Source organism: Streptomyces sp. NPDC005533 (assembly GCF_042871845.1).
GTDB lineage: Bacteria > Actinomycetota > Actinomycetes > Streptomycetales > Streptomycetaceae > Streptomyces.
Window position 1 is genome coordinate 24,978 of the sequence record NZ_JBIAJH010000002.1, and the last position, 21,376, is coordinate 46,353.

General features: G+C 73.1%; 21 protein-coding genes. 16 read left to right on the top strand and 5 right to left on the bottom strand.

Features of this window, described 5'->3' with window-relative positions:
* Positions 1-115 precede the first annotated feature (115 nt).
* The 3 genes from ACFYP3_RS02165 to ACFYP3_RS02175 all read left to right on the top strand — a co-directional run bounded on the left by ACFYP3_RS02165 (position 116) and on the right by ACFYP3_RS02175 (position 3,322).
* Positions 116-1,324 carry a glycine C-acetyltransferase gene (locus tag ACFYP3_RS02165; RefSeq protein ID WP_388825330.1) on the top strand — a complete coding sequence of 403 codons (1,209 nt, stop codon included), beginning with the start codon at positions 116-118 and terminating at the stop codon, positions 1,322-1,324.
* 192 nt (positions 1,325-1,516) lie between these two features.
* On the top strand, positions 1,517-2,431 hold the full coding sequence (locus ACFYP3_RS02170) for a LysR substrate-binding domain-containing protein (protein ID WP_388825333.1): 915 nt from the start codon (positions 1,517-1,519) through the stop codon (positions 2,429-2,431).
* 153 nt (positions 2,432-2,584) lie between these two features.
* Positions 2,585-3,322: a hypothetical protein gene (locus tag ACFYP3_RS02175; protein WP_388825336.1), complete on the top strand. Its 738-nt coding sequence runs from the start codon at positions 2,585-2,587 to the stop codon at positions 3,320-3,322.
* Between the two features lie 51 nt (positions 3,323-3,373).
* Here the strand turns inward: ACFYP3_RS02175 and ACFYP3_RS02180 are convergent, their stop codons facing one another.
* Positions 3,374-4,153 carry a DeoR/GlpR family DNA-binding transcription regulator gene (locus tag ACFYP3_RS02180; RefSeq protein ID WP_388825339.1) on the bottom strand — a complete coding sequence of 260 codons (780 nt, stop codon included), beginning with the start codon at positions 4,151-4,153 and terminating at the stop codon, positions 3,374-3,376.
* Positions 4,154-4,343: 190 nt separating this feature from the next.
* On the opposite strand from ACFYP3_RS02180, the gene ACFYP3_RS02185 reads away from it, so the two are divergent.
* From ACFYP3_RS02185 to ACFYP3_RS02195, 3 genes are read left to right on the top strand one after another with little or no spacing between them, the layout of a single operon-like run.
* Entirely contained in the window at positions 4,344-5,246 is a 903-nt protein-coding gene (locus ACFYP3_RS02185) for an SIS domain-containing protein (protein WP_388825342.1), read from the top strand.
* Positions 5,243-6,079 carry a class II fructose-bisphosphate aldolase gene (locus tag ACFYP3_RS02190; protein WP_388825345.1) on the top strand — a complete coding sequence of 279 codons (837 nt, stop codon included), beginning with the start codon at positions 5,243-5,245 and terminating at the stop codon, positions 6,077-6,079. Before ACFYP3_RS02185 ends, ACFYP3_RS02190 begins: the two co-directional genes overlap by 4 nt.
* Positions 6,080-6,103: 24 nt before the next feature.
* Positions 6,104-6,631, top strand: coding sequence for a hypothetical protein (locus ACFYP3_RS02195; RefSeq protein WP_388825348.1), 528 nt, complete (start codon positions 6,104-6,106; stop codon positions 6,629-6,631).
* A gap of 11 nt (positions 6,632-6,642) precedes the next feature.
* On the opposite strand, the gene ACFYP3_RS02200 is transcribed toward ACFYP3_RS02195, so the two are convergent.
* Positions 6,643-7,194: a DinB family protein gene (locus ACFYP3_RS02200; protein ID WP_388825351.1), complete on the bottom strand. Its 552-nt coding sequence runs from the start codon at positions 7,192-7,194 to the stop codon at positions 6,643-6,645.
* Between the two features lie 124 nt (positions 7,195-7,318).
* On the opposite strand from ACFYP3_RS02200, the gene ACFYP3_RS02205 reads away from it, so the two are divergent.
* On the top strand, positions 7,319-8,509 hold the full coding sequence (locus tag ACFYP3_RS02205; RefSeq protein WP_365473727.1) for an acyl-CoA dehydrogenase family protein: 1,191 nt from the start codon (positions 7,319-7,321) through the stop codon (positions 8,507-8,509).
* Between the two features lie 132 nt (positions 8,510-8,641).
* On the opposite strand, the gene ACFYP3_RS02210 is transcribed toward ACFYP3_RS02205, so the two are convergent.
* Entirely contained in the window at positions 8,642-8,857 is a 216-nt protein-coding gene (locus tag ACFYP3_RS02210) for a hypothetical protein (protein WP_388825354.1), read from the bottom strand.
* Between the two features lie 403 nt (positions 8,858-9,260).
* On the opposite strand from ACFYP3_RS02210, the gene ACFYP3_RS02215 reads away from it, so the two are divergent.
* From ACFYP3_RS02215 to ACFYP3_RS02225, 3 genes are all read left to right on the top strand, one after another.
* The gene (locus ACFYP3_RS02215; protein WP_388825357.1) at positions 9,261-9,536 is read left to right on the top strand and encodes a hypothetical protein; all 276 of its coding nucleotides are present in this window, start codon (positions 9,261-9,263) and stop codon (positions 9,534-9,536) included.
* A gap of 141 nt (positions 9,537-9,677) precedes the next feature.
* The gene (locus ACFYP3_RS02220; RefSeq protein WP_388825360.1) at positions 9,678-9,884 is read left to right on the top strand and encodes a hypothetical protein; all 207 of its coding nucleotides are present in this window, start codon (positions 9,678-9,680) and stop codon (positions 9,882-9,884) included.
* Between the two features lie 473 nt (positions 9,885-10,357).
* Positions 10,358-11,830 carry a sialidase family protein gene (locus ACFYP3_RS02225; protein WP_388825363.1) on the top strand — a complete coding sequence of 491 codons (1,473 nt, stop codon included), beginning with the start codon at positions 10,358-10,360 and terminating at the stop codon, positions 11,828-11,830.
* 110 nt (positions 11,831-11,940) lie between these two features.
* Here ACFYP3_RS02225 and ACFYP3_RS02230 read toward each other — a convergent pair whose 3' ends face one another.
* A complete protein-coding gene (locus ACFYP3_RS02230) occupies positions 11,941-12,513 on the bottom strand; it encodes a TetR/AcrR family transcriptional regulator (RefSeq protein ID WP_388825366.1) in 573 nt (190 codons plus the stop codon).
* 149 nt (positions 12,514-12,662) lie between these two features.
* Between ACFYP3_RS02230 and ACFYP3_RS02235 the strand changes: the two genes are divergently transcribed.
* From ACFYP3_RS02235 to ACFYP3_RS02260, 6 genes are all read left to right on the top strand, one after another.
* Positions 12,663-13,454 (top strand): SDR family NAD(P)-dependent oxidoreductase, encoded by a 792-nt coding sequence (locus ACFYP3_RS02235; protein ID WP_388825369.1) that lies wholly within the window; start codon positions 12,663-12,665, stop codon positions 13,452-13,454.
* A gap of 152 nt (positions 13,455-13,606) precedes the next feature.
* Entirely contained in the window at positions 13,607-16,084 is a 2,478-nt protein-coding gene (locus ACFYP3_RS02240) for a CehA/McbA family metallohydrolase (RefSeq protein ID WP_388825372.1), read from the top strand.
* Between the two features lie 64 nt (positions 16,085-16,148).
* Complete coding sequence (locus ACFYP3_RS02245; protein WP_030708757.1) at positions 16,149-16,715, top strand: TetR/AcrR family transcriptional regulator; 567 nt, start codon at positions 16,149-16,151, stop codon at positions 16,713-16,715.
* 108 nt (positions 16,716-16,823) lie between these two features.
* Positions 16,824-18,308 (top strand): MFS transporter, encoded by a 1,485-nt coding sequence (locus tag ACFYP3_RS02250; RefSeq protein WP_388825375.1) that lies wholly within the window; start codon positions 16,824-16,826, stop codon positions 18,306-18,308.
* Positions 18,309-18,361: 53 nt separating this feature from the next.
* Positions 18,362-18,802, top strand: coding sequence for an SRPBCC family protein (locus ACFYP3_RS02255; RefSeq protein ID WP_388825378.1), 441 nt, complete (start codon positions 18,362-18,364; stop codon positions 18,800-18,802).
* 86 nt (positions 18,803-18,888) lie between these two features.
* Positions 18,889-20,259, top strand: coding sequence for a carotenoid oxygenase family protein (locus ACFYP3_RS02260; RefSeq protein ID WP_388825380.1), 1,371 nt, complete (start codon positions 18,889-18,891; stop codon positions 20,257-20,259).
* 51 nt (positions 20,260-20,310) lie between these two features.
* Here ACFYP3_RS02260 and nadE read toward each other — a convergent pair whose 3' ends face one another.
* Complete coding sequence (gene nadE / locus ACFYP3_RS02265; protein WP_388825383.1) at positions 20,311-21,141, bottom strand: ammonia-dependent NAD(+) synthetase; 831 nt, start codon at positions 21,139-21,141, stop codon at positions 20,311-20,313.
* Between the last annotated feature and the right edge of the window lie 235 nt (positions 21,142-21,376).

The window sequence follows — 21,376 nt, forward strand, 5'->3', positions numbered from 1 at the left end:
CCGTCCCCCGAACCACCTCCCTCCGGCCGGGCCCCGCACACCCTCCCCCCTCCGCGGGGCCCGGCCCCCCTTCCTCGTCCCCTCGCCGCCCTCCGCCGCACAAGGAGAACCGCACATGTTCGAGACCGTCCGCGAGGACCTCCGCACCACCCTCGACGAGATCCGCGCCGCCGGCCTGCACAAGCCCGAGCGCGTCATCGGCACCCCGCAGAACGCCGCGGTCGCCGTCACCGCGGGCGGCGCCGCCGGCGAGGTCCTCAACTTCTGCGCGAACAACTACCTGGGGCTGGCCGACCACCCCGAGGTCGTCACCGCCGCGAAGGAGGCACTGGACCGCTGGGGCTACGGCATGGCCTCCGTCCGCTTCATCTGCGGCACCCAGGAGGTGCACAAGGAGCTGGAGGCCCGGCTGTCGGCCTTCCTCGGCCAGGAGGACACGATCCTCTACTCCTCCTGCTTCGACGCGAACGGCGGAGTCTTCGAGACCCTCCTCGGCGCCGAGGACGCCGTCATCTCCGACGCCCTCAACCACGCCTCCATCATCGACGGCATCCGGCTGAGCAAGGCCAAGCGCTTCCGCTACGCCAACCGCGACATGGCCGAGCTCGAAACCCGCCTGAAGGAGGCCACGGAGGGCGGCGCCCGCCGCAAGCTGATCGTCACCGACGGCGTCTTCTCCATGGACGGCTACGTCGCGCCGCTCGCCGAGATCTGCGACCTGGCGGAGCGCTACGACGCCATGGTCATGGTCGACGACTCGCACGCGGTCGGGTTCGTCGGCCCCGGCGGCCGCGGCACCCCGGAACTGCACGGCGTCATGGACCGCGTCGACATCATCACCGGCACCCTCGGCAAGGCCCTCGGCGGCGCCTCCGGCGGCTACGTCGCGGCCCGCGCCGAGATCGTGGAGCTGCTGCGCCAGCGCTCGCGCCCGTACCTCTTCTCGAACTCCCTCGCCCCCGTCATCGCGGCGGCCTCGCTCAAGGTCCTCGACCTGCTGGAGTCCGCCGGCGACCTGCGCGAGCAGCTCGCCGCCAACACCGCGCTCTTCCGCACGAAGATGACCGAGGCCGGCTTCGAGATCCTCCCCGGCGACCACGCCATCGCCCCGGTGATGATCGGCGACGCGGCCGAGGCGGGCCGGATGGCGGAGCTGCTCCTGGAGCGCGGGGTCTACGTGATCGGCTTCTCCTACCCGGTGGTGCCCATGGGCGCGGCGCGCATCCGCGTCCAGCTCTCGGCGGCCCACTCGACGGCCGACGTCGAGCGCGCGGTGGCCGCGTTCACGGACGCGCGTGCGGCTCTGGCGGCCGAGAAGGCCTGACCGGCCCGAGTGGCCCAAGTGGCCCCAGTGGTCCGAGTGGTCCAAGCGGCCCAAGTGGTCCGAGGTGCCGGAGAGCTGTGAGGGGCCTGACCGGCCTCGGGGGCTCAAGCGCCCTGAGGGGTCCGAGAGGTTCGCGAGGGCCGAGGGCTTCGCGCGGCCGAGGGGCCCTGCGTGGCCTGCGACAATGGAGGGGTGATCGACCCCCGCCGGCTGCGCATCCTGCGGGCCGTGGCGGACCACCGTACGGTGACCGCCGCGGCCGCAGCCCTGTACCTCACCCCCTCGGCCGTCTCCCAGCAGCTCGCGGCGCTGGAACAGGAGACCGGCCACGCACTGCTCACCCGCAGCGGCCGGGGCGTACGGCTCACCGCGGCCGGTGAGATCCTCCTCGGCCACACCCACGAGGTGCTGGCGCAGCTGGAGCGGGCGGAGGCCGAACTCGCGGCGTACGCGGGCGGCTCGGCGGGCGAGGTCACCGTGGCCGCCTTCGCGACGGGGATCGCGGAGGTCCTGGCCCCGGCCATCGCCCGGCTCGCGCTGGACCGGCCGGGCATCCGGCTGCGGGTCCGTGACGCGGAGGGCGACCAGAGCCTGCCCCTGCTGCTGGACGGCGAGGCGGACGTCGCCCTGGCGGTCGAGTACCGGGGCGGTCCGGGGGCGGACGACGCCCGGCTGTCGGTCCTCCCGCTGTACGCGGAGCCCTTCGACGCGGTGCTGCCCTCGGGGCACCCGCTGGCCGACCCGCCCGCGGTGTCGCTGGCGGACCTGTCCGACGCGGACTGGGTGGGCCAGTACCCCGGCAACCCCTGCCACGACGTGACGCTGCTCGCCTGCGAACTGGCCGGTTTCGAGCCCCGGTTCGTCCACTCCTCCGACGACTTCCGCGCCGTCACCGCGCTGGTGGGCGCCGGGGCGGGCGTGGCCCTCGTACCGCGCTCGGCGCTGCGGGGCATGGACCTCAAGGAGGTCCAGGTCCGCCCGGTCACCGGCCCGGCCGCCACCCGCCGGGTCTTCGCGGCCACCCGGCGGGGCGCCGAGACCCATCCCCTGATCGCCCCCGTGCTGGCTGCCCTGGTCCGGGAGGCGGAACGGGTGCCGGGCCACTGAAGGGCACACCTTCGGACGCTCCCCGTTGGTCCGATGTGCTGGCCTGCTCGCGTGTCCGGCGGGCCGAGAGGCCCGGTCGCGGTGCGGACGGGTCAGGCTCTCGTTCAGACCCGGGGAACGACCCCGGGGTTGTCCGAGAGCAGGAGCACTCATATGAGTCCTGAGCACAGCGCGACCCCGCAGGACGCGCCGACGCCTCGCGGCGGGCTGACCGGGATCCGCAAGCTCATCGCGATCGCGGCGGCGGTGACCGTCGCGGTGGGGACCCCCGCGGTGGCGGTGGCCGCCGCCGCGACCAACCAGTCCGACACCGGCACGACGTACGCCGCCGATCCGCACTGCGACGACTACGACGACGATGACGACGACAACCACCACCAGAACAGGAAGTGCAAGTCCTCGAAGCCCAGACCGACCGTGACGGTGACGCGAACGGTCACCGCCTACCCGACGGCGACGGTCACCGCCACGGCGACCGTGACCGCCACGGCCACGGCCACCGCCACCGCGTGCGGCACGGGCGTCGACTCGGCAAAGTCGAATGGCAATGAGCAGTTCCTTGCCGCACTGGTGAACGGCGTGCCGTACGCCGGCAGGCGGGCCGCCACCAACACCGCCCCGGACAGCCCGAACATCGTGTCGGGTGCGGGCAACGCCCCGGGCTGGACCAACCTGAGCGCCATCACGGGATACCCGACGGCTTCCCCGGTGTGCGACATCTCGGTGGACTCCCAAGGCAGCGACGTGTTCTACAAGATCATCACCACGGCCGGAACGGTCCATACGCTGCACTGTGCGTCCAACGGCGCCACTGTCATCTGTCCCGCGCCGGCACAGGGCAACACCCCGCAGTCCCAGTGGGTGGCGGTGACCCCCCAGCCCGCGCCCTAGCTCCCCAGGAGCGGGTGGAACAACGCCCCCGGTCGAGGCCGGCCGGGGGCTTCACACGCGGACGACCTCCACCCCCGCCGCCGTGAAGCGGGCCGCCACCTCCGCCGGGATGCCGGTGTCCGTCACCAGTACGTCCACCTGGGAGGTCGCGCAGATGCGCGCGAAGGCGCGCACGCCCAGCTTGCTGGAGTCAGCCGCGATGACCACCCGGCGGGCCCGCTCGCACAGCAGGCGGTTGACCGAGGCCTCGTCCTCGTGCCGGGTCGCCGCGCCGTCCGCCGGGTCGAAACCGTCCACGCCGAGCACCGCCGTGTCCACGGCGAGCTGGCCGAGCACCTGCTCGGCGAGGGGGCCCGTGAGCTCGTAGGACTGGGGGCGGGCGACACCCCCCGTCAGCACGATCTTGAACTGCGGCCGGATCACCAGCTCGCCCGCGATGTTGAGGGCGTTCGTCACCACCGTGAGCGCCGGCGAGCCCTGGGCCAGGTCCGGGCGTCCGGCCAGGGCCCGCGCCACCTCGGTGGTCGTGGTGCCGCCCGTCAGGCCGACCACCTCGCCCGGCACGATCAGGGCCGCCACCGCCTCGCTGATCCGTTGCTTCTCGGCGGCCCGGCGCGAGGTCCGGTAGCGCAGCGGGAGCTCGTACGAGACCCCGTGCAGCACGGCCCCGCCGCGGGTGCGGACCAGCAGCTGCTGTTCGGCGAGCTGGTCGAGGTCGCGGCGGATCGTCGCGGCCGACACGCCGAGGGCCTCCGCCGCCGGCTCCACCTCCAGCTCGCCCCGCTCCACGAGCAGGTCCAGCAGTGTCTGCCAGCGTTCCTTGCGCGTCATCGGCCACCCCCTTCGGTCTTTTCTGCGACATTCGTTCCACGGCGCCGCCGGCGGGTTCCCCGGCCTCCACCGGCCCACCCGGCGACACTAACGCAGTCGATCACCCCGTGAATGCTTGAAGTTGCGTGAAACTGCCCGATACCTTGCAGGAAAACGCATTCAGACCCGCCTGTCGCACGAGGGAGCCTGTATGAGTCACGTCGCGCACGAGTTGGGCACACAGCCCGCATGCTGGGAGCGGGCCGCCGAACTGGCCCCGGCCCAGCGGGCGTTGCTGCCGCAGCCGGGGGAGCGTACCGCGATCGTCGGGTGCGGGACCTCGTACTTCATGGCCCAGGCGGCCGCCGTCCTGCGCGAGGAGGCCGGCCAGGGCGAGACCGACGCCTTCGCCGCCTCGGAGTTCCCCCGCCACCGCCGCTACGACCGGGTCGTCGCCCTGACCCGTTCCGGCACCACCACGGAGGTGCTCGACCTGCTGGGCGCGCTCCGCGACGCGGGCGTGCCCACGACCGCCGTCATCGGCGATCCCGCCACCCCGGTGATGACCCTCGCGGACGAGCTCGTCGTCCTCGACTTCGCCGACGAACAGTCCGTCGTGCAGACCCGCTTCGCGACCACGGCCCTCACCCTGCTGCGCGCCCACGTCGGTCTGCACACCCCCGCCGTGGTCGCCGACGCCCGGACCGCCCTCGCCGAGCCGCTGCCCGCCGAGCTGGCGAGCCGGGGGCAGTTCACCTTCCTGGGCCGCGGCTGGAGCGTCGGACTGGCCAACGAAGCCGCGTTGAAGATGCGGGAGGCCTCGCTGTCCTGGGCCGAGTCCTACCCGGCGATGGAGTACAGGCACGGGCCGATCAGCGTCTCCGGACCCGGCACCGCCACCTGGTCCCTCGACGAGGCCCCCGAGGGACTCGCCGCGCAGGTACGGGCCACCGGCGCCCAGTGGGTGGCCGGGCGGCTCGACCCGCTCGCCGAACTGGTCCGCGTGCACCGCCTCGCGCTCGCCGTCGCCGCCCACCAGCAGCTGGACCCGGACGCGCCGCGCCACCTCACCCGCTCGGTGATCCTCACCACCGGCGAGGAGGCGGTCCGATGAGCCTCGTCCCCGCCGGCCCGCTCGTCCTGGAGGCGGCCCGTGCGGGCCGCGCCGTCGCCGCCTTCAACATCATCACCCTGGAGCACGCCGAGGCGGTCGTGGCCGGGGCCGAGGCCGCCGGGCTGCCGGTCATCCTGCAACTGAGCGAGAACGCCGTGAAGTTCCGCGGCGGACAGCTGCTGCCCATCTCCCGCGCGGCCGCCGCCTGCGCGGAGGCCGCCGGGGTCCGCGTAGGCCTGCACCTGGACCACGTCAAGAGCACGGAACTGCTGCGCCAGGCCTGCGACGCCGGATACAGCTCGGTGATGTACGACGCCGCGCACCTCCCTTACGGCGAGAACCTCGAGGCGACGCGCTCCGCCGCCGACTGGGCGCATGCCAACGGGCTGTGGATCGAGGCCGAGTTGGGCGAGGTCGGCGGCAAGAACGGCGCCGCGCCCCTGGACCCGCACGCGCCCGGCGCCCGTACGGATCCGGACGAGGCACGGCGGTTCGTCGCCGACTCCGCGGTCGACGCGCTGGCCGTCGCGATCGGCAGCAGCCACGCGATGACCAGCCGGACGGCGGCCTTGGACCACGTGCTGCTGGCCCGGCTGGCCAAGACGGTCGACGTGCCGCTCGTCCTGCACGGCTCCTCCGGGCTGCCGGACGCCGAGCTCGCCGCGGCCGTCGCCGGCGGCATCCGCAAGGTCAACATCGGCACCGCGCTGAACGTCGCCATGACCGGGGCCATCCGCACCCACCTCACCCCGGCGGACCCTCGGCCCTACCTGACGGCGGCCCGGACGGCGATGACGGCGACGGCGGCGGCTATGATCAGCGCCCTGAACTGACGGGGCACGGGGGCGGGGGCGGTCGTGGAAGCACAGTCGGGACGCACGAATCGGCGCAGGTTCCTGCTGATCGCCGGCCTGCCCCTGCTCGCCGCGGGAGGGCTCACCACGTACGCGGCCTGGCCGGTGCCGAACCCGGACACGACCCGGGTCCGCACCGACCTCGACCCGCTGAAGTCCCGCTTCGGGACGTACGTGGGCGAGCTGACCGAGGCGCACTGGCTGGGCTACGACATGGACGAGAGCCCCGGGGACCGGACCATCCCGAGCCCGGACTCCCGGGTCCGGCTGGCCGGTGTCGCCCACCTCGCGGCCGGCGGCGCGGCCGCGCTCGTGCGCAACGCCGAGTACGCCTTCACACCCGCCGCACCCGCGTCCGCGCTGCCTGCCCCGCTGAAGAACTACGTGCCCGCCGACGCCGCCTGGCAGCACAGCCCGCAGTTCGACGCGTACGCGAACCGCCCGCAGTCGGACGGCCGGCCCTCAGGCGCGTACCACCTCGACGAGGCCCGGGACCTCGTCCACTTCGACCTCGTCTACCTGTACACCTGAGGGCCCGCGGCTCAGATGCCGACGGCCCCGTCGATCCGCTCGCGGAGCAGGTCGGCGTGCCCGTTGTGGCGGGCGTACTCCTCGACCATGTGGATGAGCACCCAGCGCAGGGACACCTTCCCGCGCCACGCGTCCACGGCCTCGACGTCCAGGTGGGGCGCCTCGGCGACGTAGCGTTCGGCGAAGGCCACCTCGGCGCGCCACGCCTCCCAGGCCGCCTCGACGGCGGCGGGGTCGAACACGGCGCCGTCGAAGTCCCCGTCGGGATCGGCCGCGGACGAGAAGAGCGGCGGTGCGTCCTGCCCCGCCAGGACCTGCCGGAACCAGCGGCGCTCCGTATCGGCGAGGTGGCGGACCAGTCCCAGCAGGGAGAGCGTGGACGGTTCGATCGACCGCCGCGCCAACTCCTCTCCCAGGCCTGCGCACTTCAGTTCCAGGGTCGCGCGGTGGTCCGCCAGGAAGGCGGCCAGCATGCGCCGTTCGTCACCGGTGGCGGGGCCGCTGAAGCGGCCGTCCCGCTCGGGCTCGACGAAGAATTCCGCTCTGCTCCGTGGAGTCGTCATAGCCGAGAGTATGAACGCCGCCACCGGGCGGACGGCACCCGGGTTCTTCCTAATTTCTGCAACTGGTTCTACTCTGACCGCCGCCACAGCGAACCGGCTGGACCGCGACACTCCCGGAGGGGCCGTGCACCTCGAATACACGCCTGAGCAGCAGCAGTTGCGCACCGAGCTGCGTGCCTACTTCGCCGAGCTGGTACCGGACGACGTCTACGCCCGCTACGAGGACCCGGCCGCCCAGAAGCGCTACTACCGGGAGACGATCCGCCGGCTCGGCGCCGACGGCTGGCTCGGGGTCGGCTGGCCCAAGGAGTACGGCGGCCGCGGCATGTCCCCGATGGACCAGTTCATCTTCTTCGACGAGGCCGCGCAGGCCGTCGTACCGCTGCCCCTGATGGCGCTCAACACGGTCGGGCCGACCATCATGCAGTTCGGCACCGACGAGCAGAAGGCGTACTTCCTGCCGAAGATCCTCGCGGGCGAGATCGACTTCGCCATCGGCTACAGCGAGCCCGACGCCGGCACCGACCTCGCGGCGCTCAAGTGCAAGGCCGTCCGTGAGGGCGACGAGGAGAGCGGCACCTACGTCGTCAACGGCCAGAAGATCTGGACCACCAACGGCGACACCGCCGACTGGGTCTGGCTCGCCGTACGCACCGACCCGGACGCCCCCGCGCACAAGGGCATCACCATGCTCCTCGTGCCGACCTCCGACCCCGGCTACTCCTGCACCCTGATCAACACCCTCGCCTCGCACGACACCACCGCCAGCTACTACGAGGACATCCGCGTCCCCGCGAGCCGCCGCGTCGGCCAGGAGAACAAGGGCTGGCGCCTGATCACCAACCAGCTCAACCACGAGCGCGTCACCCTGGCCGCGCACGGCACCATGGCCATCCGCGCCCTCCACGACGTGCAACGCTGGGCCGCCTCGACCAAGCTCGCCGACGGCCGCCGGGTCATCGACCTCGGCTGGGTACGCGGCCGGCTCGCGCGCACCCACGCCCGACTCGACGCGATGAAACTGCTCAACTGGCAGATGGTGAACGCCGTCCAGGCCGGCACCCTCACCCCGCAGGACGCCTCCGCGGTCAAGGTGTACGGCTCCGAGGCCCGCCGCGACGCGTACGCCTGGCTGATGGAGATCGTCGGCGCGGCCGGCTCCCTCAAGGACGGCTCCGCCGGCGCGGTCCTGCACGGTGAACTCGAACGCGGCTACCGCAGCGCCGTCATCTTCACCTTCGGCGGCGGCAACAACGAGATCCAGCGCGAGATCATCTCCTGGATCGGCCTGGGCATGCCCCGAGTCCGCCGCTGACGCCCTGTGTCCTGACGCCCTGTGATGCTGAGACACCGTCACAAAGGATTGTGCTGCCCGCACTTCGGGACGGCGCGGATCCGGACGGCTCGGAGCGCCCCGCGGCGCTTGGCTGCGGGGCGCCTTGTGGGTTCAGTCGACTTGCTCCCCGTCGTACGTACCGCCCTTGCAGTAGTTGCCCGCGTCATTGATCGCAGGCGTTCCGCCGCCCTGCTTGCACTCGGAAGGAGTGACGACGGAGGGGGCGCCCTGGGCGGTCGCGGCGGTGGCGGTGGCGGCGCCGGTGAGGCCGAGTCCGGCAAGGGCCGCCGTGGCAATGACGGCGGCGAGGATTCGTCGAATGCGCATGTGGTTCCCCTTTCACGGATTACCTCGGTTGGGGCACTCTTCAGCTTCTCACCCATGTGGGTGGCACGTCATGTTGGGCCGTGAGGAGGGCAGCGCTGTCGGGCGCGCGGGCGGGTGCCCAGGACGGGCGGGGGAGACGATGCGAGGCTGGAGTGAGGGCCCGCGCGAGTGGAGGTCCGGGTACGTGTCCCGGTCCGCCGGTCCGCGGCCCCCACCTTCGAACCTTCGGCCTGGCGACCACGCGCCGTTGCGGCGCAAGGGATGCGACGCGCAGTTCGTGTGGTCGGTCCGTGAGCCCGCCGGCCGGCGGGGCAGCGGTGACCGAGCCTCGCCAGGCGGCATCGCCCCGTGGATCCGGCCCGACGGGACCGGGACCGCGCGACCAACCCGGAAGGCAGGTCCCATGCGCACGTCGACCCGTATCGCCGGTGCCCTCACCGGCCTGACCCTCACCTTCGGCGGTGCGGTCCTCGCCGCTCCCGCGGTCCGAGCGGACATCCCCGCCTGCACGAACATGGCCGAAATGGCCGGTGCCACCGCTTCCGACTCCGTCACCGCGGCCTGCGGCCGCGGCGTGGTCGGAGACCTGCAGAGTTGCGTGAGCGGGCTGACCGATGCCGGAGTGGCCGGCGGCGCGGCAACCGCTGCCTGCCGGGCGGCGGCCCACGAACCGCGTTAGAGGACCGCGCGCGGAACTCACGGCGCCCGGCCTCGCCTCGCGGGCCCCATCCGGAGCGCCCATGCTGGGTAAGAGGGCGCCGTCGACTTGAGACTCGTCCTTCCCGAAGGCCGAGAAGGCGCCTGAGAGGAGGAGGAAGTCATGCGCATGCGAAGAATCCTGGGCCTCGCCCTGGCCGCGGCAACCCTCGCCGGCGCGAGCGCCATCGGCGCTGTCAGCGCCGGGGCCGCCTCGTCTCCGAACATCTCCAGGGACGACTGCGTGGCCGCCGGCGGCCAGGTCGTCGGACGCCCCTACAGCGGCGACGTCTGCACGCTGCCCGACGGGACCTCGCAGTCGATCACCTGACCGCTCGGCGCACGGCCGGGCCCCGGTCCGGCCGGTGCACAGGGCGCGGCGCGCTCCGGGTGACGGCCCCGGCCCACCTCGGTGGGAGCCCGCGCCCGTCCCGACACCGCGCCCGCCGCCGCCGTCGTGAACGGTGTCGGCCACCCCGTCATGTCGTCATCCACCGACCGGCGGGGTCGTTCGCACGTCCCGCCCGCACCGCTTTCGGATGTCCCCTGAGTTTCCCCTGACTTTCCCCTGAGCCCGCACAACCGAGGAGCCGACCGGCACGCTACACCCGCCGGTCGGCTCCGTCGTGCTCCTCGACCTCGCCGGGGCTGACTCCGTCGTTCGGCCCATCAAGGGCACCGGCTGCCCTGCCGAAAAGGACGAAGCGGAGTCGCCCCACCCTCGCGTTGCGGCACGCCTCCGCGCCCAGGCCGCCCCGATGACGGCGGCCCCGTCCCAGCCGACAGGCCCGGAGGCAATTCCGCATGCGCGTCTTCCTGCCCCTGACCGCCGTCACCACCGCCGCGCTCCTGCTCGTCACCGTCACCGGCGCGACTCCCGCCGCAGCGGACCGGAACCCCGACGGCACCCGACTGGTCAAGGTGTCCGACGGCGACCCGTACGCGGAGTGCACCATCGGAGCGAGATCCCCCGAGAGCATCGTCTACCCGGCCACCGAGGTCGAGCCGTACCTGTCCGTCGATCCGCGCGACTCCCGGCGCGTGGTCACCGTGTTCCAGCAGGACCGCTGGAACGACGGCGGCGCCCGTGGCCTGGCGGCGAGCTGGACCACGGACGGCCACACCTTCCACCGGAGCACGTTGCCGTTCAGCCTGTGCGCCCCCGGCGGCGCGGACTTCGAACGGGCCAGCGACCCCTGGGTGAGCACCGGACCGGACGGCACCGTCTACGCGAGCGGCGAGGGCGTCGACTTCGTCAAGAGCACGCGCAGCGCCCTTCTCGCCGTCACGTCCCGCGACGGCGGCCGCACTTGGCAGAACCTCACCACCACGCACGTCGACGAGCAGCCGTTCTTCAACGACAAGCCCTCGCTCACCGCCGACCCGATCCGCGAGGGCACCGCCTACCAGGTCTGGAACCGCCTCGACAACGACCCGCCCGGCCCCAGCTCCCTCAACGGTCCCGGCTACATCTCCATCACCCGCGACGGCGGCCACAGCTGGAGCGGGGCCCGGCAGTTCGTCGACACCAGCGCCGTGCCCAACACCCAGACCATCGGCCACCTGATCGTCGTCGACCGGCACACCGGCACCCTGTACGACTTCTTCGACACGATCACCTTCGCCGACGACCTGAGCACCGTCCTCGATGCCCACTACGCGATGGTCACCTCGACCGACGCCGGAGAGACCTGGAGCGCCCCGGTCACCATGGCACGGGACAGCGCCGTACCGGAGGTCGACCCGAACGACCCCACCAAGCTGCTGCGCGCCGCGTCCACCCTGCCCAGCCCGGCCGTCGACCCGAAGACGGGAACGCTGTACATGGCCTACGAGGGCGCGGACTTCTCCGGCGGTGCGTTCGACTCCGTCCAGCTGGTGCGCTCCACCGACGGCGGACGCACCTGGGGGAGCCCGGAGCTGATCAGCCCGGAGGGCGTGCCGGCCTTCTCCCCGTCGATCGCGGTCGACGAACGGGGCACGGTCGCACTCACCTACTACGACCTGCGGTTTCTCGAGCCGGGCGACACCACCACCCTGCCCACCGCCTACCAGCTGGCCACCCTGCCGCACGGGGACCCGAAGCGGCGGACCGAGCGACGCATCTCGCGGATCTTCGACTGGCTGGAGGCGCCGTTCGCCGGGGGCTACTTCCTCGGCGACTACCAAGGCCTGGTGGCGGACGACAAGGGAGTGCGGGCGGTGCTCACCGAGACCAACTCCGGCGCACCGCAGAACCGTACGGACGTGTACACCGGCAGATTCCGCATCCACTGACCGGCGCGGACGCCGCCGCCCGGCCGGCCGGCTGAGCTGCCGACCGCCGACGGCTGCGGGTGCGGGGCGAGCCGGTCCTGGTCGGCGTGTGCGGCCGGGCGCGTATTCGGTTACGGGGTCTGCGTCGGGGTGAACCTCGTGAGGAACAGCAGGGTGTCGACCAGGTCCTCGGCGGGGGCGCCGGTCGCGAGGCGGCGCAGCTGCTGGCCGAAGACCAGGGCGACGGCCACGCCCGCCAGGCGCTCCGGGTCCGGTACGCCGAGTTGGGTCAGGACCCGGGTGGCCAGCAGGTCGTAGGCGGCGAAGCACTCGGCCGCGGCGACGCGCAGCCGTTCGTCGCGGCCGGCCTGGACGTACAGCTCGAACGGCGCGATGTGCCGGCTGTCGAAGGCGTTGCCGCCGGCGACCTGCGCCACCACCTCGGCCGCCTGCCCGATGTCGAAGCGGTCGTCGGAGCACGCGTCGGCCAGCGCGGTGAAGTGGCGGGTCTCCTCGGCGACGAAGTGCAGCAGGCTCTCGCGCAACAGCTCGTGCTGGGTGGCGAAGTGGTAGGTGACGGACCCGAGGGATACGGCCGCCTCCTTGGCGATCCTCCGGTTGGTGACGGCGGCGATGCCGTCCTGCCCGATGATCCGCAGCACGGCGTCGATGATGCTCTGGCGGGTGTCGGAAGCGTGGGGCATGTCGGCATTCTGCCCCATCGGACGACGCGTCGGTCCCGACGGACAAGGGGAGTTGGGGCGTCCGCGGTGTGGACAGGCGGCACCGCGATCCCTACTGTTCGTTCGAACGAACAGAAGAGTGCCGTCGCGCGGGAGTCACGGGAGTCATCGTGGACATATCCGGATCGAACGTTCTGCTCACCGGGGCCACCGGAGGCATCGGCGCCGCCCTCGCCTCGCGTCTGACCGCGCAAGGGGCCCGCCTCACGGTCACCGGGCGGCGGGAGGAAGCCCTCAAGGCCACCGCGGAGGCCTGCGGCGCCCGCACGGTGGTCGCCGACCTGGCCGTCCGCTCCGACGTCGTCGGCCTCGCCGAAAGCTGCGCCGACACGGACGTCCTCGTCGCGAACGCGGCCCTGCCCGCCAGCGGCAACCTGCTGGACTACACCGAGGAGCAGCTCGACCGAGCCCTCGATGTCAACCTGCGCGCACCCGTGCTGCTGTCCCAGCTGCTCGCGGCGCGCATGGTGGCCCGCGGCCGCGGGCACATCGTGCTGGTCGGTTCGATCTCCGGCAAGGCGGCGACCAAGTCGACCTCCCTGTACAACGCGACGAAGTTCGGGCTGCGCGGATTCGCCCTCGCCCTGCGCCAGGAGCTCAGGGGCACGGGGGTGGGGGTGTCCCTGGTCCAGCCCGGCTTCGTCCGTGACGCCGGGATGTTCGCCGCCACCGGCGCCGCCACCCCGAACGGCATCCGGACCGTCACGCCCGGCCAGGTCGCCGACGGCGTCGTACGGGCCGTCCGGCGCGACCGGTGCGAGGTCAACGTGGCGCCGCTGGAGCTGCGGCTGCTGAGCGCCATCGCCGGCCAGTTCCCCGGCTTCGCCGAGCGGGTCCAGGCCCGGACGGACGTCGACGGCTCCGTGCGCCAGATCGTCGAAGCCCAGCGCTCACGCCGCTAGGCCGTCTCTTTCGGATCTCGCCGGGGCCTGCGGCCCTCCCCCAGCTACCGCTGGGAGGTGCCCCCAGGCACCGCGCCCGGCCGCCCCGCGCGTCCGTACCCCGTCGCACCCGCACGTCTTCCCTGTCACTTCACGTGAAGGAGAGCACGGCTGTGTCGAGTGAACACCTTCCGAACAACGCGGCGTCCGACCCCGGCCCCGACCCCGACCCCGCCCCGGGTGTCGAGCGCAGGTCCCTGCTCCGCTTAGGGGCCATGCTCGCCGCGGGGGGAGCCGCCGCGCTGGTGCCGGCACCGGTCGTGTACGCCGCGACCAGCGGCCGGGGGACCGACGAGGAGACCACCAGCTACAAGGGACACTCCCCGTCCGGCAGCGACCAGTGGGCGTACGTCGGCTTCGACGTCCCCGCCGGAGTGCAACGGATCTCCGTCTCCACCTCCCACGACGCCGCCGCCGGCATCCTGGACCTCGGCATCTTCGGCCCGTCCGGATTCCGCGGCTGGTCGGGCGGCGAACGGGCCGGGTTCACCCTCTCCGCGGCGGACGCCACCCCCGGCTACGTCCCCGGGCCCGTCGAGCCCGGCGGCTGGTCCGTCATTCTGGGGCCGATGGTCGGCGCCGCCGGCGGCATGGACTGGCAGGTCGACGTCACCCTGCACCGCGGAGACCCGCTGCCCGAGGCTCCGTACGACATCCTGCCGGCCGCGGTGGCGGGGCGCGGGCCCGGCTGGTACCGGGGCGACCTGCACCTGCACAGCGTGCACTCCGACGGGAAGCGCACGGTGGACGAGATCGTCGCGGCCGCCCGCCGGGAGGGCCTGCACTTCATCGCCACCTCCGACCACAACACCAGCTCCACCGGGGTGACCTGGCGCGGAAACGTCCCGACGGACCTGCTGGTCGTCAACGCGGAGGAGGTCACCACCCGCCACGGCCACTGGCTGGCCGTCGGTCTGCCCCAGGGCGAATGGGTGGACTGGCGCTACGGCCCCGCGGACCAGGGGGTGTTCGACGGCCACGCCCGGCGCGTGCACAGTCTGGGCGGACTCACGATCGCCGCCCACCCGCTCACCCCGGCGGCGGGGTCCTTCTGGGAGTTCGGCCTCGACCGCGTGGACGCGCTGGAGGTGTGGAACGGACCGTGGACCCTGGACGACGCCGCCAACATCGCAGCCTGGCACGTCATGCTCTGCCTCGGCAAGCGGGTCGCCGCCGTCGGCAACAGCGACGCCCACAGCCCGGAGGACGCCGTCGGCCGGCCCCACAACGTGGCGCGAGCGACGAGCCTGTCGACGCCCGCGATCCTGGACGCCCTGCGCCTGGGCCGGTCGTACGCGGTCGAATCCGCGGCCGTGACCGTGGACTTCACCGCCCGCGCGAACGGGGCGGTCGCGGGACCCGGCGAGGAACTGCCCCTGTCGTTCTTCGACACCGTCGACGTGACCCTGGACGTGACCGGCGCCCCGGACAGCATCGCCACGCTGTACACCGAGTGGGGCATCATGGCCGCCACCCGCATCGACGGCAGTGGCAGGGGACGACTGCGGTGGCGCGGCTGGGGCAAGGCCTCCCTGTTCGCCCGGGCCGAGGTGCGCCGGCCCCAACCCGCCTCCACCACACTGGACCAACTGGTGGCCCTCACCAACCCGGTGTGGTTCTACTCCGCGCAACTGCCGCCCTACGACGTCGAGCGGCGCGTGTTCTTCCACACCGAGCGCCACCCCGACGGGTCGTGGAGCGGCATGCGGCCGCTGCCGGGAGCCGCCGGCGCCGCCTCGTTCGCCGGGGTGCAGAGTGCCGCGGCCGGCACGGCGGACGGTTCCGTCGTGGTGCTGGGCATCGCGGCCGACAACGGCCTGTGGCTGACGGTCGTACGGGGGGCGGCCACGGTCCGGCCCTGGCAGCGCGTCGCGGGACCGGACGGCTCGGCGGCGTTCCCCGTGCGGGAGGCGGACATCGCCGCCTTCCCGGACGGTACGTGCCAGCTCGTGGTGACGGCCCTGGACGGCACCACCTACCACCAGCAGCGCCGGGCCGACGGCGGGCTGCCCGGGTTCCGGGCCCTGCCCGGCTCGACCGCGCAGAGCCGCTGGGGTGCCACGAAGGTGTCGATCACCGCCATGCCCGACGGATCCGCCCAGCTGCTCAGCTACGGCACGGACGGGGCCATGTACCACCGCGCCCGCGGACGGGACGGTACGTGGACGACCTGGGGACGCCTGGCCGGCGTCAACGGGGCCCCGACGTTCTCCGGCCCGGCCCTGGCGATCACCGGCATGCCCGACGGCTCCTCCCAGGTCCTCGCGATCGGGCTCGACGGGATGGTGTACCACCAGCTGCGGCGGCCCGACGGCTCCTGGTCCGGTTTCCGGGCCCCGCGGGGCGTCGCCTCGGCCACCATGGGGGCCAGCGCCATCGGCATCGCGGGGACGCCCGACGGATCCGCCCACATCGTGGCGGTCGGGCTCGACGGACGGATCTGGCACGACATCAGGAAGCCGGACGGCTCCTGGACGCCGTTCGCACAGATACCCGGCCCGAACGGGAGGGACTCCTTCCCCGCGGGGCAGGTCCGCATCACCGCCCTGCGCGACGGCACCACGCACGTGACGGCCGTCAGCGCCGGCTAGCCGGAGCAGGGGCCGCCAGCCGCCAGGCGTTGACACACAAGAGTGTGAGTGGTTGAGTACTCACATGAAGAACGAACGCCCCCGGAAGCTGTCCACCGCCGAAGAGCGCCGCGAGACGGTGTTGCGCACCGCCATCGGCGCCTTCGCGGCGCGCGGCTACTGGGGGACCACCACGACCGAGGTGGCCAAGGCGGCCGGCATCTCGCAGGCGTACGTCTACCGGCTGTTCCCGAGCAAGGAGCTGCTGTTCACCGCGGTGGTCGAGCACTGCTTCGTGCAGGTCCGGGCCGGACTGGAGCGGGCGGCGGCCGAGGCGAAGGGCAGCTCCGCCGAGGTGGTGCTGGAGGCCATGGGGGATGCGTACGCGCTGCTGATCAAGGACAACGACCTGATGTTGATCCAGCTGCACGCCCAGGCCGCGGCCGTCTCCGAGCCGGCCGTGCGCGAGGTGGTCCGGCAGGGCTACGCCCGGGTGGTGGAGTACGTCCGCGGCGCCTCCGGCGGCACCGAGGAGCAGGTCCAGCAGTTCTTCGCGCTCGGCATGCTGTGCCACCTCATCGTCTCCATGGGGGCCGACGAGGTGGACGCCCCCTGGATCCGCACGCTGTCCGCGGGCATCACGCACTACTGAGGTCCGGGGCCGCCGCGTCACCGCGCGGGCGGTCCTCCTCGGCGGGGCACGAGCCCCGCCTTTTCTTGGCGGTCAAATGTGAGTGGTTAACCACTCAAGGAGGATGTCATGAGGTTCACCGCCACCGGTCGGCGACCCGGAGTGGCGCTCGCGGCTTTGGCGGGGGCGCAGTTCACGGTCATGCTCGCCACCTCGATCGTGAACGTGGCCCTGCCGCAGATCCGCGCCGGCGTCGGGCTGTCGGACAGCGGCACGACCTGGGTGGTCAACGCCTACGGCCTCGCCTTCGGCGCGCTGCTGCCGGCCGGCGGACGGGCGGCCGACCTGCTCGGCCGTCGGCGGGTGCTGATCGCGGGGCTCGCGGTGTTCGGGGCCGCCTCGGCAGCCGCCGGGCTGGCCGCCGCACCCCCGGTCCTGATCGCGGCCCGCGCGGTGCAGGGTCTGGGCGCCGCGGCCATCGCCCCGGCCGCGCTGGCCCTGGTGATGGACCTGTTCCCGCCGGGAGCCGGGCGGGGGAGGGCGCTGGGCGTGTGGGGCGCGGTCTCCGGCGCGGGAGGTGCGGCCGGAGTCCTGCTCGGCGGGGTCCTCACCCAGGCGTGGGGCTGGCAGTGGATCTTCTTCGCCGTCGCCCTCGGCACGCTGCCGGTCCTCGCCGGCACCGTGGTGAGCGTGCCGCGGACCCCGGTCACCGGCAGCGGCCGGTTCGACCTGCCCGGGACCACCACCGTCACCCTGGCGCTGGCCGCCCTGGTGTGGGGCCTGACCACCGCCCGCCGCTCCGGCTGGACGGACACCGCCGTCCTCGGGGCCTTCGCGGCCGCCGCCGCGCTGGCGGCCGTGTTCGTCCTCGTCGAACGCCGCCACCCGAATCCGCTGCTGCCGCCGCGCCTGTTCCGCGCCGGCCGCGTCACCGCCGGCAACGCGCTGATGGCCCTGCTCGGTTCGGTGTGGATCGCCCTGTTCTTCTTCCTGCCGCTCTACCAGCAGCAGGTCCTCGGCTCCAGCCCGCTGGTCACCGGCCTCGGCCAACTCCCCCTTGCGGCGGCCAACATGGTCGGTTCCGCCCTCGCCCCACGGATCTCCCGCCGGGTCGGCGCGACCGCGGCGGTGACCGGCGCCCTGCTGACCGAGGCCGCCGGATTCCTCTGGCTGTCCCGGCTCGGCGCGGACGGCAGCTACCTCGCCGACGTCCTCGGCCCGAGCATCCTGATCGGCCTGGGCCTGAGCATCGCCTTCGTGCAACTCACCGCCCTGTCCGTGGAGGGCGTCGCCCGCCGGGACGCCGGGCTCGCCGGCGGCCTGGTGAACACCTCCCGGCAGGTCGGCGGCGCCATCGGCCTCGCCGTCCTGGCCACCCTCGCGGGCACCGTCACCACCCACGCGGCCGTCCACCAGCCGCAGCTCGAAGCACTCACCGCCGGCTACCGCGTGGCCTTCGGCATCTCCGCCGCCGTCCTCGTGGCCACCGCCGCCCTCGCCCCCCTCCTCATCCGCCGCACCTCGGCCGCCCCCTCCGCGGCCGCCCCCTCCGGGGCGACCGACAGGACACCCCCCGGCCCGGCCCCGCAGCCCGCCGCAGACGGCCACCGCTGACCATCCGACCGTACGCACCACCGACAGCACCCCGACCGAGAGGAAGAACCGCCGTGTTCACCATCGACGAGACCGCTCCCGCCATCGTCCGCCTGTCCACCGTGATCGACGCCCCGCTGGAGCGGATCTGGGCCCTGCACACCGACATCGACGCCTGGCCGAGCTGGAACGCCGACGTGGACCAGGCCGAACTCGACGGCCCGCTGCTGCCCGGCCACTCCTTCACCTGGAAGACGCACGGGCTGGACATCACCTCCACCATCCGCGAGATCGTCCCCGGCGAGCGGCTGGTCTGGGGCGGCCCGGCCAACGGTATCGAGGGCGTCCACGTGTGGACCTTCGAACAGACCGGCGGCCAGGTGACCGTCCGCACCGAGGAGTCCTGGAGCGGCGCCCCCGTCGACGCCGCGCCCGCCGAGCTCGGCCAGGCCCTGCACGACTCGCTGACCGCCTGGCTCGCCGCCCTCAAGGCCCGTGCCGAGCAGACCGACTGACAGCGACCGCCCGCGCCCCCCAGGCCCGTACCAGCGCCAACCCGTCAACCGTCACCGTTACCGTCACGCAAAGCGAGGTTCCCGCCATGACCACCGACAAGAAGCCCTACCTGACCGGCCACTACACCCCGGCCGTCGACGAGATCACCGCCACCGAGCTGACCGTCGAGGGCTCCCTGCCCCCCGAGCTGACCGGCCGCCTGATCCGCAACAGCCACAATCCCAAGCCCGGCGTCACCCCCACCCACTGGTTCAAGGGCAGCGGCATGGTCCACGGCATCCGGCTTCGCGACGGCCGCGCCGAGTGGTACCGCAACCGCTGGGTGCGCACCCCCGCCCTGGACGGCGCCCCGTACATGACCGATCGCGGCCCCGACCTGACCGCCAGTACCGCCGGCACGCACGTCATCGAACACGCCGGGCGCCTGCTGGCCCTGTGCGAGGCGCACCTCCCCTTCGAACTCACCCGGGACCTCGACACCGTCGGCGCCTACGACTTCGACGGCAAACTCACGAGCGCGATGACCGCGCACCCGAAGACCGACCCGGTCACCGGCGAGCTCCACTTCTTCGGGTCCTCGCCGTTCCCGCCGTTCCTCACCTACTACGTGGCCGACGCCAAGGGCGAGGTCTTCCACAGCGCCGAGGTGCCGGGGGCGACCGCCTCCCTCAAGCACGACTTCGCCGTCACACGCAACCACGTGGTGTTCTTCGAGGGCACCGTCACCTTCGACCCCACCGAACACTCCGGCATCCCCTACGGCTGGAACGACGCACAGCCGGCGCGCATCGGCGTCATGCCCCGCGGCCCGCACGGCGCGGCGAAGACCCGCTGGTTCCCCATCGAGCCGGGCAGCATGCTGCACGCCGCCAACGCCTACGAGGACGCCCACGGCCGGATCGTGCTGGAGGGGCCGACCGTGGACCGGGAGGGCTTCCGGCTCTCGTGGAACTGGTGGGTCGGCGCGCCCGAGCGCGGCGCCGAACCCAACACCCGCTCCTACAACCGCCGCTGGGTCGTCGACCTGGCCGCGGGCCGCGTGGACGAGCGGGTCATCGACGACCTCACCATCGAATTCCCCACGCTCAACGAGGAGTTCCTCGGCGCCGAGCACCGCTACCAGTACGCGGTCTCCTTCCCCGACCAGGAAGGTCACGACGGCTACGGCATCGTCAAGTACGACCGCACCACCGGCGCCCGCCGCATCCACGAGGCCGGTGACGCCCGCCTGCCGAGCGAGGCGGTGTTCGTCCCGGCCGCCGGCGCCTCCCGCGAGGACGACGGCTACCTGCTCACCGTCGTCTCCGACCTCAAGCAGGACGCCTCCCAGCTCCTGGTCCTGGACGCCTCCGCCCTCGAACGGATCGCCACGGTCCACCTGCCGCGCCGGGTCACCGGCGGCATCCACGGCTCCTGGATCCCCGACGGCGACCCGGACGCCGACCTCGACGGCTGACGCCGCCGCCCGCGGCCCCGGGGGACTCCACCCCCGGGGCCCGGCGCCGGCTCAGGGGGCGATCGGGAGCTGTCGCTTGTGCGCGGTGAGGCGGTAGCGGTGGGTGATGGCCGCGTAGGCGGCCTCGCCGACGGGCTTGCCTTCCAGGAGGTCGTCGATGTCGTCGTACGTGACGCCGAGGGCCTCCTCGTCGGGCCGGCCCGGCTTCAGCGTCTCCAGGTCCGCGGTCGGGGTCTTCACGGTCAGCTCGGCGGGCGCGCCCAGGGCCTGGGACATGGCCCGTACGCGCCGCTTGGTGAGGCCGGTGAGCGGCACCACGTCGGCCGCGCCGTCGCCGAACTTCGTGAAGAAGCCGGAGACGGCCTCGGCGGCGTGGTCGGTGCCGACCACCAGGCCCTCGTGCGCGCCCGCGACCGCGTACTGCGCGATCATGCGCTGGCGGGCCTTGATGTTGCCGTGCACGAAGTCCTGGTGGTGCGGGTCGCGGAAGACCGTGCCGCCGGCCAGTACCGCCTCCAGCGCCGCGTCACTGGCGGCCTTCACGTCGACGGTCAGGATCCGGTCGGGCCGGATGAACTCCAGCGCCAGCTGCGCGTCCGCCTCGTCGGCCTGGGTGCCGTACGGCAGCCGCATCGCGAAGAACGTGGCGTCCTGCCCGGCGGCCCGCACCCGCTCGACGGCGAGCTGACACAGCCGGCCCGCGGTGGTGGAGTCCACGCCGCCGCTGATGCCCAGCACCAGGGAGCGCAGGCCCGTGGAGGTCAGCTGGCCGGCCAGGAAGGCCACCCGGCGCTCGATCTCCTGCTGCACGTCGAAGGACGCGCTCACCTGGAGATCCCGGGCGATCTCCTGCTGCAGGGGTATGGACGCCAGGTCGGTCACGGCTGCTCCTCGGTCGGGCCCGTCGGCGGGGGCGGGGCGCGCCGCAGGGCCGGGGCCACGGGCGCGTGGATGGGGGACGGAAGCACTCTAGAGGACGGCCGGGGCCGCACGCTCAGGGCATCCGGGCAGGTGGGCGCGGTCCCGGCACGGGCGTCCCGGCGCCACGGCCCGGCGCCGGACCCACTCGTCCGGGCGTCAGCCTGTTGGCCCAGTGGTGACTGACACGCCGTCACCC

Bases quoted from the DNA above. Each gene is read 5' to 3' on its own strand.
- ACFYP3_RS02165 (WP_388825330.1), top strand. From the start codon at position 116: ATGTTCGAGACCGTCCGCGAGGACCTCCGCACCACCCTCGACGAGATC.
- ACFYP3_RS02175 (WP_388825336.1), top strand. From the start codon at position 2,585: ATGAGTCCTGAGCACAGCGCGACCCCGCAGGACGCGCCGACGCCTCGC.
- ACFYP3_RS02180 (WP_388825339.1), bottom strand. From the start codon at position 4,153: ATGACGCGCAAGGAACGCTGGCAGACACTGCTGGACCTGCTCGTGGAG.
- ACFYP3_RS02185 (WP_388825342.1), top strand. From the start codon at position 4,344: ATGAGTCACGTCGCGCACGAGTTGGGCACACAGCCCGCATGCTGGGAG.
- ACFYP3_RS02190 (WP_388825345.1), top strand. From the start codon at position 5,243: ATGAGCCTCGTCCCCGCCGGCCCGCTCGTCCTGGAGGCGGCCCGTGCG.
- ACFYP3_RS02200 (WP_388825351.1), bottom strand. From the start codon at position 7,194: ATGACGACTCCACGGAGCAGAGCGGAATTCTTCGTCGAGCCCGAGCGG.
- ACFYP3_RS02210 (WP_388825354.1), bottom strand. From the start codon at position 8,857: ATGCGCATTCGACGAATCCTCGCCGCCGTCATTGCCACGGCGGCCCTT.
- ACFYP3_RS02215 (WP_388825357.1), top strand. From the start codon at position 9,261: ATGCGCACGTCGACCCGTATCGCCGGTGCCCTCACCGGCCTGACCCTC.
- ACFYP3_RS02220 (WP_388825360.1), top strand. From the start codon at position 9,678: ATGCGCATGCGAAGAATCCTGGGCCTCGCCCTGGCCGCGGCAACCCTC.
- ACFYP3_RS02225 (WP_388825363.1), top strand. From the start codon at position 10,358: ATGCGCGTCTTCCTGCCCCTGACCGCCGTCACCACCGCCGCGCTCCTG.
- ACFYP3_RS02230 (WP_388825366.1), bottom strand. From the start codon at position 12,513: ATGCCCCACGCTTCCGACACCCGCCAGAGCATCATCGACGCCGTGCTG.
- ACFYP3_RS02245 (WP_030708757.1), top strand. From the start codon at position 16,149: ATGAAGAACGAACGCCCCCGGAAGCTGTCCACCGCCGAAGAGCGCCGC.
- ACFYP3_RS02250 (WP_388825375.1), top strand. From the start codon at position 16,824: ATGAGGTTCACCGCCACCGGTCGGCGACCCGGAGTGGCGCTCGCGGCT.
- ACFYP3_RS02260 (WP_388825380.1), top strand. From the start codon at position 18,889: ATGACCACCGACAAGAAGCCCTACCTGACCGGCCACTACACCCCGGCC.